General features: G+C 63.1%; 11 protein-coding genes. 5 read left to right on the forward strand and 6 right to left on the reverse strand.

Annotated features, from left to right (window positions below; genetic code table 11):
- Positions 1-238: 238 nt before the first annotated feature.
- Together AB5K84_RS29675 and AB5K84_RS29680 are read right to left on the reverse strand one after the other, a co-directional pair.
- Positions 239-1,471 (reverse strand): HlyD family secretion protein, encoded by a 1,233-nt coding sequence (locus AB5K84_RS29675; RefSeq protein ID WP_011086267.1) that lies wholly within the window; start codon positions 1,469-1,471, stop codon positions 239-241.
- Complete coding sequence (locus AB5K84_RS29680; RefSeq protein WP_038965970.1) at positions 1,464-1,898, reverse strand: hypothetical protein; 435 nt, start codon at positions 1,896-1,898, stop codon at positions 1,464-1,466. The genes AB5K84_RS29675 and AB5K84_RS29680 overlap by 8 nt, the downstream gene beginning before the upstream one ends.
- Positions 1,899-2,078: 180 nt before the next feature.
- On the opposite strand from AB5K84_RS29680, the gene AB5K84_RS29685 reads away from it, so the two are divergent.
- Together AB5K84_RS29685 and ppk2 are read left to right on the forward strand one after the other, a co-directional pair.
- The gene (locus tag AB5K84_RS29685; RefSeq protein WP_011086265.1) at positions 2,079-2,531 is read left to right on the forward strand and encodes a hypothetical protein; all 453 of its coding nucleotides are present in this window, start codon (positions 2,079-2,081) and stop codon (positions 2,529-2,531) included.
- 42 nt (positions 2,532-2,573) lie between these two features.
- A complete protein-coding gene (gene ppk2 / locus AB5K84_RS29690; RefSeq protein WP_011086264.1) occupies positions 2,574-3,374 on the forward strand; it encodes a polyphosphate kinase 2 in 801 nt (266 codons plus the stop codon).
- Between the two features lie 94 nt (positions 3,375-3,468).
- Here ppk2 and AB5K84_RS29695 read toward each other — a convergent pair whose 3' ends face one another.
- The 3 genes from AB5K84_RS29695 to aspD all read right to left on the reverse strand — a co-directional run bounded on the left by AB5K84_RS29695 (position 3,469) and on the right by aspD (position 6,240).
- Positions 3,469-3,936 carry a hypothetical protein gene (locus AB5K84_RS29695; RefSeq protein ID WP_011086263.1) on the reverse strand — a complete coding sequence of 156 codons (468 nt, stop codon included), beginning with the start codon at positions 3,934-3,936 and terminating at the stop codon, positions 3,469-3,471.
- A gap of 181 nt (positions 3,937-4,117) precedes the next feature.
- Positions 4,118-4,552: a hypothetical protein gene (locus AB5K84_RS29700; RefSeq protein WP_011086262.1), complete on the reverse strand. Its 435-nt coding sequence runs from the start codon at positions 4,550-4,552 to the stop codon at positions 4,118-4,120.
- A gap of 68 nt (positions 4,553-4,620) precedes the next feature.
- A complete protein-coding gene (gene aspD / locus AB5K84_RS29705; protein ID WP_011086261.1) occupies positions 4,621-6,240 on the reverse strand; it encodes an aspartate 4-decarboxylase in 1,620 nt (539 codons plus the stop codon).
- Between the two features lie 346 nt (positions 6,241-6,586).
- Here aspD and aspT point away from each other — a divergent pair, with 346 nt between their 5' ends.
- The 3 genes from aspT to AB5K84_RS29720 are packed head-to-tail and all read left to right on the forward strand — an operon-like array spanning position 6,587 to position 10,003.
- Positions 6,587-8,278, forward strand: coding sequence for an aspartate-alanine antiporter (gene aspT, locus AB5K84_RS29710; RefSeq protein WP_038965960.1), 1,692 nt, complete (start codon positions 6,587-6,589; stop codon positions 8,276-8,278).
- Positions 8,279-8,311: 33 nt separating this feature from the next.
- Positions 8,312-9,862 (forward strand): TrkA C-terminal domain-containing protein, encoded by a 1,551-nt coding sequence (locus AB5K84_RS29715; protein ID WP_011086259.1) that lies wholly within the window; start codon positions 8,312-8,314, stop codon positions 9,860-9,862.
- A 15-nt stretch (positions 9,863-9,877) separates the two neighbouring features.
- Positions 9,878-10,003 (forward strand): hypothetical protein, encoded by a 126-nt coding sequence (locus tag AB5K84_RS29720; RefSeq protein ID WP_257784510.1) that lies wholly within the window; start codon positions 9,878-9,880, stop codon positions 10,001-10,003.
- Positions 10,004-10,018: 15 nt separating this feature from the next.
- Here the strand turns inward: AB5K84_RS29720 and AB5K84_RS29725 are convergent, their stop codons facing one another.
- Positions 10,019-12,772 carry a decarboxylase gene (locus AB5K84_RS29725; protein WP_038965961.1) on the reverse strand — a complete coding sequence of 918 codons (2,754 nt, stop codon included), beginning with the start codon at positions 12,770-12,772 and terminating at the stop codon, positions 10,019-10,021.

Here is a 12,772-nt window from a genome sequence, read left to right on the forward strand (position 1 = left end):
AGCGGCCGCCCTACTCTTGCCTGCGCCTCTGAGAAGAGGGCGCCGTCAGCGAGACGGTTTGTCCCATTCATGGACAATCCCGCGGCAAGGGCGAGTGCCGCGGACGCGCAAACGATGAATTTGCGCGACTGGGTCATTTCTTCGCTCCTGACGGTGTGCCCGGTGTAATTTCGTCGAAATCGGCCATGGCAGCGGAGTCAAGGTCGACCTTGCTGGCGCCCGCGGGGGGCTCGCCGCATCAATGTCCGCTCAGAACGAGCGTCTTGATCGGCAGCAGCAGCGCCTGGATACGTAGCAGCAGCGCGTGCACAAGGCCGACGCCATCGACCACATGCAGCGCGATCTTGCGGAAGGTGCCTGTGTCCTTTGCGCTGATCTCCTCGTGATTGCTGGTATAGGCGTTGACAATGCAGCTGCTGCCCGCCGTCACGCCGTCAAGGCCGCCGTTGTAGAGCGGCTCGAGATAAACCAGGATGGTGCCGGGCCGCGCGATGTTCTGCGGATCGATCAACTGTTCGCCGGAGCGGAACTGTCCGGCCGCGATGTAGTCCTGCACCGTCGTCACAACCATCGGGATGATCACCCAGGGCTTCGAAATGCAGGTGGCTTCGGCGAGCATGCCTTCCTTCATCACCTGCGCCTCGATCTGGCCGAAGCCCGCCTGTAGGGCCCCGCGGCCGGCGCCTTCCGGGATCAGCACGCCGGCCGGCCGCATCAACTGGTTGACGACGTCGCCGGTGCGGACCAGGAACTGCTCGACACGGCCGTCTACGCCGGCGCGAACGACGGTTTTGTCGAGATCGACCTGGGCCTGAGCCAACGCCGCTTCGGCGCTCGCCTTCTGCGCCGGAATGAGCGTCGAGACCTGCAAGGCCGCCGATTGCTTTACGGCTGTCGCCGCGTCAACGCCGGCCTGGCGCTGATCGACCAGCACCTGAAGCTTCTCGATGTCGCGCTGCGGCACGATGCCGGGATTGCGGCGCTGAAGGTCGGACTTGGTGTCGAGCTCATCCCTGGCTTGCTGATAATTGGCTTTGGCCTCCTGGATCTGAGCTTCGGCCCTGACCACGTCGGATTGCGCCGCCAACATGGACGCTTCGACCTCGGCGACCTTGCGCGCGGCGGTCTCGAACGCGGCCCGCTGCCTGGAGCTGTCGAGCGTAAACAGCACGTCACCCTGCTTCACCGGTTCGCTGAAACCAACCTTGACCTCGGCCACCCGCCCCGCCCCTTCGGGCAGGATCGGCACGGTGCGGAAATAGAGCGCGGCCGACGTGGTGGAAGGATGGAAGTAGAAGATCATTGTGATGAGCGACACCGTCAGCATCAGGCAGCCCGTGATGCCCCATCTCAGCTCGTACCAGATTGAGAAGAAGGTGATCTCCTTGCCGAAGCGCTTGCCCTGGGCATAGCGGCGGTAGAGATAGTCGGGCAGGATCGTTAGGAGAGAGCAGAACATGAGCTCAAACATGGCTGTGCTCCTTCTCCTTCGCGGGACCGGATTTCCCCGTCGGCGGTATACCGGCCCCGGCGTCCGATTGGGACTCGGCCACCACGTCGCCTGCTTCGCTCGGCGTTGCGTCAGCAATCCTCTCAACGGAGCCGGCAATGCTGCGCAGCGGCGTGCCGAAATCGGGGAGATCAATCAGCGCAAGCAACAGGCCCGCCACCCAGAAGATATGCATATGGGTAAAGAGCGAGATCAGGCCGAGCACGGCTACGAATTCGAATTGCAGCTTCTGTGACTTGTGCGCCATCCGCTCGGGCAGGCTGTGCAGTTTCCAATAAAGCGTGCCAACCCAGAGCACGGTACCGATCAGGAAGATGCCCATCACGACCATCAGCGTGTCCACCCCGCTTCCCGGCGCGAGATAGAACGGCAGATGATGCGGGGCCATCGGATGAAGCTGCTCGCTCAACGGTCTCTCCCTTTCGGCCCGCGTGTTCACGTCAATGCGGCGAATGCAGTGTCGGTACCGGGTCTCGCAATTGCTTGATCTGAATCAACGGACCTGGAGCGGCCCTACCTAGCCTCGCCTGAAAGCCGACGCGCAACAGCCCAACAGGAGCCGCCCGCCATGCCCGGCATCGATGACCTCATCCCCAGTGCCACGCAGATCCGCAAGGAAGCAGCCCTCAAGGAGGCCGAGAAGGCGGACGAATATGCGCGGCTTGCCGCCGCCGCCGAAGCCGAGAAACGGGCCCTGATTGAACGCCTCAGCAAGCCTTCTGGCAAGACCGAAGAGGAGAAGGTCAAGCTCGCCTCGACCATCATCCAGCGTGCGGTGCGAAATGGCTTGACCGAGGTTCAGGTCTATCGCTTCCCCAACACGCTATGCACCGACAAGGGCCGCGCCATCAATCAGATGGAGAAGGGCTGGGAAAGCACGTTGACCGGCATCCCGAAGGAAATCTTCCAACTCTGGACCGACCATCTGAAGCCACGCGGCTATCGCATCGCCTACCAGATCATCGATTTTCCCGGCGGCGTGCCGGGGGACATCGGCATCACGATTTCCTGGGGTGATTGAGCGCGGGACCGCCAGCTGAGACCTGACGGCGAAAGGGCGAGCATGGCCAAGGACAAGCCTGCCGAGCGGATGAAGCGCAAGGACTACGAGAAGGAATTGGAGAAGCTCCAGGTCGAGCTGTGTCATCTCCAGGACTATGTCCGAGCGAACAAGCTGCGGGTCATCATCCTGTTCGAAGGCCGCGACGCCGCCGGCAAGGGCGGTACGATCAAGGCCATCACCGAAAAAGTCAGCCCGCGCGTGTTCCGCGTGGTTGCATTGCCGGCGCCATCCGACCGAGAGAAGACGCAGCTCTTCTTCCAGCGCTACATGCAGCAGTTTCCCGCCGGCGGCGAGATCGTGATCTTCGACCGGAGCTGGTACAACCGCGCCGGCGTCGAGTATGTGATGGGGTTCTGTACGCCCGCCGAGCACGAGCGCTTTCTCTCGCTCTGTCCGCAGATGGAGAAATACGTCATCGACGGCGGCATCATCCTGATCAAGATCTGGCTGGAAGTGGGGATGGACGAGCAGGAGCGCCGTTTCAGGGCCCGCATCGACGATCCGGTGCGGCAATGGAAGTTGAGCCCGATGGATCTGGAATCCTATCGGCGCTGGTACGACTATTCGCGGGCCCGCGACCTGATGCTCAGGAAGACGAGCACCAAGCACGCGCCATGGTACATCATCCGCTCCGACGACAAACGCCGCGCAAGGCTGAATTGTATCGCACATGTGCTGAAGTCAATTCCCTGCAAGCGCATCAAGAAGGACAAGGTCAAATTGCCGAGGCGCTCGGACAAGGGCCGCTACAATGACCAGGCAAGCTTGCGCGGGATGAATTTCGTCGCTGAACGATATTGACGAGGATCGGGCCGCGCGATGATGCGGCCCGATCGCTCGACGCCGGAACCCTCACCGCTGACGGACCACCGTCCCGACCGTCAGCAGCGCGTTCTCAGTATCGATACTGGTTAGGATACTGCGGACAGACCCAATTGCCGTAGGTGTCCTGATAACAGCCATTGTTGTAGTTGTTGTTGTAGTATCCATAGGCTCCGATTGCGGCGGCCCCGGCGGCGGCACCGTAGGCTGCGCCGCGGTAGCCGTAGCGGGGATAACCGGCGACCGGGCGGCCTGGCCGACCGGCAACGGGGTAACCTGGACGGCCCGGACGACCGGCGATCGGATGGCTCGGTCGTGGGCCTCCGACGCGATAGCCGCGCCCGCCACCGCCGTGGATCCGTCCGGCGTGAACCGCGCCGCCACGATAGCCGCCACCGTGAAAGCCCCCGGCCCGCATGCCTCCTCCACCGCCGCGATAACCGCCACCACCGCCACCACGACGGGCGTAGGCATCATCGGGGATGAGAGTAGCGGTGAGAAGAACGAACGCCGCAACAGCTGCGAGAAGATAACGAAGCATGGCTAGTCCTCCCTCGATATTAGGGTGCCGTGATCCGCCCTTCGACGATGCCTCGCGAAATCGCGGACGGCACCCAATGGCAATATGTCCGGCGACTCCCTGGCTCGACCTCGATCAGGAGGGACGCCGACCCTCGACCGCGCGCATCGCGCCGCGCTGAGGCGGCCCGATCGCTCCGCGTCTATTTCAAACGTATGGTCACACCACCCACGGCAGCCGACACTTCGGCGCCGACCTTCGGACCGCTGAGCTGCAGGATCACGCCGTTGGCATTCTGCAGTTGAACGGCTCCCGCACCCGCCGCAATGGCGCCACCTGCTCCGCCCACCGCGTAGGAGCCCTCGATGGATGCCGGTCCCCTCAAATTGAGGGCGCGGCCAACCAGCTTGGTGGTCGAGGCGCCGATCGTGAAGCCGACGCTCATGCCGGATACGGTAAAGGGATATTTCTTACCCCGAAGGAGCAGAACACCTTCGCCACCGCCGACGCCGACGATGAAGCCGCCCTTGGTGAACACGACTGCCACCTGTCCGGTCTCGGCACGCGACGGCGTGCTGAAGCCGGCAACGGCGGCGGACGCAGCAATCAAGACGGCGGCGATGGCAGTGTATCTCATGACTTTCGTTCCCCTTTGGCTTGATATCGGAGTGATCCGGATCGACCGGCACCCCCATTGGTTCGCCGTTACTTCGAGCCGGCCTTGGCCGCCTCGTAGGCGTCCCGATAGCCACGCGCAATGCTACGAACACCCCGTCCGATATCGTCGTAGACATCGTCCGGAAGGTTTGCCAGCGACACACGCAGCGACCATTCGGGGGCATCGAAGCCGCCGCCGTTCAAGAGCACGATCCCGTGGGCTTCCGCCAAGCGGAACGCGAGATCGAGCGGGTGGATGTGCTTCTTCAGATAGTCGACGGCTTCGTCTCCGATGTTCTTCCGCGCCCAGAACTCGAAATCGATCAGGCCGTAATAGGCGTCGTAGTTCGGATTGGGCGACAGCTTGTCGGCAAGCCCGAGGCCGTCGAGCAGCGCCCACAGGCGCTTGTTGACGATCTCCATGCAGGCGGCCTGATAGGCCTTCTTCGCGTCCATCATCTCCGCGAGAGAGAACAGGCTCATCATCACCTGCTGCGGCAGCGACAGGCCGGCCGTGTGATTGAGCGCGACGTCGCGACTGTCGGCAACGATGCGATCGATGAATTTCAGCTTGCGCGGCTCCAGCGTCAGCGGCCCGTAGCGTTTGTCGAGCGCCTTCACGGCGTCGTCGGGCAGCTTCGCGATCATCTTGTCGAAGATGTTGTCCTCATGAATGGCGATGGCGCCGAGACGCCACCCGGTGCAGCCGAAATATTTCGAATAGGAATAGACACCGATGGTGTTGAGCGGGAGCTCGCCCAGCAGGGAGCGGAAGCCATGGACGAAGGTCCCGTAGACGTCATCAGTGAGCAGCATCAGGTCGGGTCGCTTGGTCCTGACCAGGTTGCCGAGCTTGGCGATGGTCTCCGGGCTGACCCCCATCCCGGAGGGATTGGCGGGATTGACAATGAAGAAGGCCTTGATCTTCGGGTCCTCCAGCTTCTTGATCTCATCGTCGGTGAACTGGAATTTGTTTTCCTGCGGCGCCCTGATCTGGACGACCTTGAGGTCGTAATCCTCCAGATGCGTCATCTCGATGTAGGGGGTGAAGATCGGCGTTCCCAGCGCGATGGTGTCGCCGGGAAGCAGCAGGCGGTTGGCCTTCAGCGACTTGAAGAGGTAGCACATCGCCGCCGTGCCGCCCTCGACCGCATAGATGTCGAACTTGCCGGCCGGCCGCGGCTCACCGCAAACCGCCCACATCAGATATTCGTGCACGATCTTTTCGTTGTGCACCAGCATGCGGTCCGGCACCGGATAGTTGTCGCCGATGATGGAATCGACGAGTTCGTGGACGAAGGCGTCCGGCTCGAAGCCGAATTTCTTGACGGAAAAGGGCAGCATGTCCGACAGGAAGCTCGCGCCTGGCATGTCGGAATGCTTGGCGAGCCAGGCCTCGTAGCGTGCCGCAATGCCCTTCGCCTGCGGCATGCCGCCAATCCCGGCCGGGTGCTCCATGACCCGCTTGCTTTCGGTGATCGCGAACTGGCCCAGCAGGAAAAAACCTTCGCGCGGTGTGGTGGCCACCCAGTTCGGATTGCCGCGGCCGGCGTTCAGGAACGCGGCCTGAGTCCGTTTCGATGTCGCCTTGGCGAGATTGATCAGCTCGTCCTTGATCTCGAACGGGCTCAGCGCCTCGAATTTCTTCAGGGTCATGATGTCGGCCATGTGACGCTCCCGAGCTGTGCGAGCTGTTGAAACGAGGTGGACCAGGCTCCCCTTACCTGCGAGTTCGCGCTCAGGATGATCGGCGTCGGGTGACCTCCATTGATCTACCTCAACGTCCGGGCAACGAGAGCGCTCCGGATCGCCGCCACGTCGCAACGCAGCAGGATGATTTCGCCGGCGGTATCGCAGGTGCCACGAGGCCCAGCGCGCTTGACATAGATCAACATGACCCGTTCGGGCGGCTCGCTTCATCCAGATCGATACGGCTTCAGCTCTCGTCGTCGGCTCTTCGATCCGCGCCGAAGCGAAGCGGCCGCGCGAGCCGACGGCATGAATGGGTGACATCATGATTGACTGGTTCTTTCATACGCTCAAAAGCTATCCGGAAATCGCGATCTTCCTGTCCTTGGCCTTGGGCTACTATTTCGGCTCCTTCACCTACAAGGGCCTGGGACTGGGGGCCGTCACCGCGACGCTGATTGCCGCTGTTATCATCGGCCAGATCGGGATCACGATTACAGGCCCGCTCAAGCCGTTCTTCTTCCTGATGTTCCTGTTTGCCATCGGCTACGGAGTCGGGCCGCAATTCGTGCGCGGCATCGCGCAGGACGGCGTTCCTCAGGCGATCTTCGCCGCCGTCGTGTGCGTGTTCTGCCTTCTCGCCCCGTATGTCGCGGCGAAGATTGCCGGTTACGATGTCGGTTCGGCCGCGGGACTTTATGCCGGCTCCCAGACGATTTCGGCGTCCATGGGTCTCGCCACCGACGCCATCAACCGGCTCGGGCTGTCGCCGGAAGAGACGAAGAAAATCCTCGACGGGATGCCCGTCGCCTACGCCGTCACCTATATCTTCGGCACCGTCGGATCCGCGATCGTTCTCGCTCTGCTTGGCCCGGCCCTGCTCGGCATCGATCTCGAGGCGGCGTGCAAAAGATATGAGGAGGAGTACGGCGGCAAGAAGCAGTTGGGCGGCCCAGGCACCGCGTGGCACCAGTTCGACGTCCGTGCATTTCGCGTTCGCGAGCGCGGGCCGGCGGTGGGGAAGACGGTGCAGGAGGCCGAAGCGCTGATCCCGGATCAACGGGTGTTCATCCTGCGGCTGCGACAGGAGGGGAAGATCGTCGATGCCACCTCCGATGCCGTGATTCACGCCGGCGACGTCGTGGCGGTGGCAGGCCGGCGCGACGTGCTGGTCCAGCTCATCGGCGAACAGGCGGAGGAAGTCGACGATCGCGAGCTGCTCGCGATGCCGATCGAAGGCGTCGATGTCTACGTGACCAGCAAGGACGTCGACAGCAAGACGCTCGAGCAGCTGGCGAAGGCCCCGGCGGCGCGCGGCGTGTTCCTGCGCAAGATCACGAGGGGCGCGATCGCGGTCGAGATCCCCATCCTTCCCAACACCAAGCTGAATCGGGGCGACATCGTCACCATTGTTGGACGCACGCCCGATGTCGCAGCCGCGACAAAGATGCTTGGCCGGCCGGATCGGGCAACCGATATGGCCGACGTTGCCTTCATCGGCGCTGCTATTGCCATCGGCGCGTTGGTCGGCGCGATCGTTTACAAGATCGGTAGCGTGCCGCTGACGCTATCCACCTCCGGCGGAGCGCTGATCTCGGGCCTGTTCTTCGGCTGGCTGCGGTCGGTGCGGCCGACCTTCGGCCGGATTCCCTCGCCGACTGTCTGGTTCATGAACTCCGTCGGCCTGAACGTTTTCATTGCCATAGTTGGTATCTCATCGGGACCGGGCTTCGTTGCCGGCCTGAAGGCGCTCGGCTTCGGCCTGTTCCTGTGGGGCGTCGTGGCGACGACCGCGCCGCTGATCCTCGCAATGTATGTCGGCAAATACGTGTTCCGCTTCCATGACGCCATCGTGCTTGGATGCTGTTCCGGTGCGCGGACCACGACTGCCTCGCTCGGTATGGTCAACGATCGCGCCAAGAGCCAGATTCCGGGTCTTGGCTATACCGTCACCTACGCGGTCGGAAACACGCTGCTGACGATCTGGGGCATGGTGCTCGTCATGCTGATGACGTAGAAATCCTGATGACGTAGAAATCGGCGGCCCGAGATGCTGACTTGGCTGGAACAGTTTCTCATCCGCTATCCGGAGCTCGCGCTGTTCCTGGTGATCGCCGCGGGCTACTGGATCGGAAGCTTCAAGATCGGCGCCTTCAGTCTGGGCCCGGTCACAGGCGCGTTGTTCGCTGGCCTCGTGGTCGGCGACTTCGCGCATGTGCCTGTTTCCAGCATGACCAAATCCTTCCTGTTTCTGCTGTTTCTGTTCGGCGTCGGCTATTCCGTCGGTCCGCAATTCGTGCAGGCGATGAAGCGCGACGGGCTGAAGCCGGTGCTGCTCGCCGTCGTCGTGTGCCTCACCGGCCTTGCGGCCGCAATCGCCGTGGGCAGGATACTCGGGCTCGATCCCGGCTTTGCGGCAGGGCTGATGTCGGGGTCGCTCAGCCAAAGCGCGGCGATGGGGACGGCGACCGACGCGGTCAACGGCCTCGCCGTGCCCGAGGCGCAGCGCGCCCTCTATATCTCGCACATCGCGGTAGCCGATGCGGTCTGCTACATCTTTGGCTATGCAGGCGTGATCATGTGGTGCACGGTGGTCGCACCGGCACTCCTGAAGATCGACCTGCGGGACGAGGCGCTCAAGCTCGAGCGGTCGCTGGGGATGAGCCGCGCCAAGCCCGGTCTGGCATCCGCGTGGCGAAAGTTCGAGCTGCGCGCCTATCGCCTCGACGAGCACTCTCCCCTCATCGGATCGACAGTTGCGGCCGCCGAGGCTCGCCCGGAGCATCGCCTGTTCATCCATCGGATCCGCCGTGGAGAACGCGTACTCCAAGCGGAGCCCGGCACCATCCTCGCGCCCGGCGACGTCATCACGATATCGGCGCCGCGCCAGATCATCGTGGAGCTGATCGGCTCCCGCGCCGAGGAGGTCGAAGACAGGGAACTGCTCGACATTCCCTTGATCTCCGCTGACGTGTTCCTGATCAACGCCAAGCTCGCGGGCATGAACCTGCAAGAGGCCTCGCAGCAGGACTGGACACACGGCCTCTATCTGCGCTCGTTGAGCCGGGGCGGCCAGGAACTTCCGATTGCTCCCGGCGTCGTCCTCCAGCGTGGCGACCTGCTGCGCATCGTCGGCCCCGAACCGGTTGTCGAGAACGCGGCGAAGAATATCGGCGTCATCGTTGCGCCCAGCAACAGCATCGATTTCGTGGTGCTGGGGCTTGCGATCTTCTTCGGCGGCGTTGTTGGCGTTCTCGTGAGCTTTCCCGTCGGCAGCATCAAGATCGCACTGAGCACGAGCGTCGGGACGCTGCTTGCCGGGCTTCTGGTCGGTCACCTCCGCACGCTCGATCCGCGCTTCGGACGAATCCCGGACGGCGCCATCAGCCTGATGACGTCGCTCGGACTGGCCGCGTTCGTCGGGCTCACCGGGATCCATGCCGGGCCGATCTTCCTCTCCGCCCTGCGAGACTCCGGCATCAGCCTGCTGCTCGGCGGCATGGTGGTGACCCTGCTGCCACAGATCGTCGGATTCTGCTTCGGTCATTTTGTCTTGCGCATGAATCCAATCCTTCTGCTCGGCGGTTTGACCGGGGCGTAGACGGTAACGGCGGCAATGGCGGCCCTCCAGGAGCGCTCGGGAAGCCCTGTGCCGGTGCTGGGCTACACCCCCGCCTATCCCATCGCGAACATCCTGCTCACGACCTGGGGATCGATCATGGTGGCCGTTCTCGCCACCTAAATGTTCTGTCCCCTGTTATGAGGCGGCCTTCAGCTTCGGCTGCGCGCCGGGTTTGGGCCTGCCGATCTTCGCCAAGGCCTCGGCCCGCACGAGCTTCAGGCCTTCCTTGGCGTCGTAGCCATGGATCTCCTTCACATCGAGCTTCCGCATGAAGTCGATGGTTTCCTGGGTGATGACCTGTCCCGGCACCATGATCGGGAAGCCCGGCGGATACGGGATCACGAAACTGGCTGAGACGAGGTCGGGACCGGCCTTCAGGCGCCGGTCGATCTCGGGGTCGGCGAGGCGAATGAATTCGCAACCAGCCGCGTCATAGGCCGCGTAGAAGCCGCTGCGGATATCGCCTTCGTTGGTCTTGGCGCCGGCGTCGCCGCGGAAGCTCTGGTGGAAGTGCGAGAAGTTCGGCAAGTCGGGCACGTCGGTCATCAAGCTCTTGACCCGCGCCTCGAAGGCCCTCTTCGCATTGGCTCCGCCCTGGGTCAGGCCACGGTCGACCTCGCCGGCGATCTCCGCCAGCACCCTGACGAGATGTGCCACGTCGCTGCGCGTGTTGTTGATGTTGGACTGGAGCAGCACCGAATTGCGCGAGGTCTTGTTGACCTGGATGTTGTAGTCGTTCGCGAGGATGCCCTTGAACTGCGTGCCGTCGAAGCCGGCTGTGCCGCACACCAGCGTCATGCGGGTTGGATCGAGGCAAAACTCGTCGTCGTCCAGGCTCTTAAGGGCACTCGCCCAGTTCGTGCCGGCCGCCAGATAATCGGTGAACCCGCTTTGGCGATATTGCGCCGGCACCATGGCGTCGGCACCGAGGATACGGAAATATTTCGAGATCAGCGGATTGGTGTTGACTGCCTGTCGGATGGCCAGCGCGATCTCGATCGCATTGGCCACGAGACCGTAACCCTCCAGCTCCATCTGGCGCCGCGAGACATCCAGGCTCGCGATCAGCTGCTGGTTCGGACTGGTGGAGGCGTGCGTGAACACGGCTTCCTTGAACTGCTGCTCGACCGTGTGGAATTCGACGTCCTTGACCGCCAGCATCGAGCCCTGCCGGATCGCCGACATCGACTTGTGGGTCGAATTGGTCTGGTACACGCGAAGGCGAATCTGACGTGGATCGGGGATCAGCCGGGTCTTGAGCAGCACCTGGTCCGAAGGACTCTTGCCGAGCTCGGCCTGCTGCGTCTCGTAGGCCGCGACCGATCTCGGATCGCGCATCCAGGCTTCGATCTCGCTAGCGGCGCCCATCGCGGTGCGCCGTCGCAGGAACGGCGAGAAGCGCGCGAAGCCGAACCAGGCCTCGTCCCACAGGAAGATCAGGTCGGGCTTGATGGCAAGGCACTCCTCCATCACCCGGCGGGTATTGTAGATGTGGCCGTCGAAAGTGCAGTTGGTCAGATCCAGCAGCTTGACGCGGTCGAGCCGGCCGTCGGCCCTAGCGCTCAACAAAGCCTGCTTGATGGTCTTCAGCGGCACGGCGCCGTACATCGAATATTCCGTCATAGGGAAGGCTTCGACATAGAGCGGCTGCGCGCCGGCCAGCACCATCCCGTAGTGATGCGATTTGTGGCAATTGCGATCGACGATGGCGATATCGCCCGGCCCGATCAGCGCCTGCACCGCCATCTTGTTCGACGTCGAGGTGCCATTGGTCACGAAGAATACGCGATCGGCGCCAAGCGCGCGCGCGGCCTTGTCCTGCGCCTTCTTGATGTTGCCGGTCGGCTCCAACAGGCTGTCCAGGCCGCCGGTGGTTGCGCTACTTTCGGCCAGGAACAGGTTCAGGCCGTAGAACTCGCCCATGTCGCGGATCCAGTCCGACTTGAAGACCGATTTGCCGCGCGCGATCGGCAGCGCATGGAACGTTCCGATCGGACGCTGCGCATATTTCTTCAGATTGTCGAAGAACGGCGTGTCGTAGCGATCCTGCACGCCTTCAAGGATCGAGAGATGCAGCTCAAGCAGTTCCTCGACCGAATAGAAGATCCGGCGGACGACATCGGCCTCGGGATTTCCGGCCATCTCCTCCACGTTGCGATTGGACATCAGATAGAGGTCAAGCTCGGGGCGGACGTGCTTGATGATATGGGCGAGCCGCAGCGCCGAAGCGTCGGACTCGTCCTTCAATCCCGCCGACGAAGTCAGGGGGCGGAGCACGGGCGCGTCGTGACGTGAGCGTAGCGCGAAGCCTTCGTTGATGACGACGGCTGCGAGGTTCGGGTTCAGGATCGTGGCGCAGAAGGCGTCCTCGAGGCTGCCGACGATAACCGGCTCGTAGACAAACTGATCAACCGGACGCCGAAGCTTGCGCCATTCGTTGGCGAGTGCGGGCCAACTGCCGGACGTGAGGCCGGTGACGATCAGCGTCTCGAAATAGGGACGGCGCGCCGCGTGCGGACCGAACATCTGCGGCACCAGATCGGGCGTCTCGCCGTTGCCTTCGTCATTCGTATTCCAGTCGCCCGCATGCTGACGGAAGGATCTCGTCGTCAGGGCCTGCGTCAACCGCGTGGCGAGCGCCAGCGAAGTTGCCGCATCGCCAGTCGTGGCTGCCTCCCGCAAGGCTGCCATGAGCTGCAGGCCAGGATAGCCGTGAAATTCCTCCGTCACGAAGAGATCGGCCAGCGCAGCGTCATACTTCGCACGGTCTCCGCCGCGGGACCATGCTTTGGCCGCGTCGACCAGATCGCGCCAATTGTCCGCCCGTCCGCCGGGCCCGGAGAAGAACTGATCGATGCGCTGCTGCGCAGGCTTGGCGTCCTTGGGCAT

The sequence above is a fragment of the Bradyrhizobium sp. 1200_D9_N1_1 genome (assembly GCF_052075915.1).
Lineage (GTDB): Bacteria > Pseudomonadota > Alphaproteobacteria > Rhizobiales > Xanthobacteraceae > Bradyrhizobium > Bradyrhizobium diazoefficiens.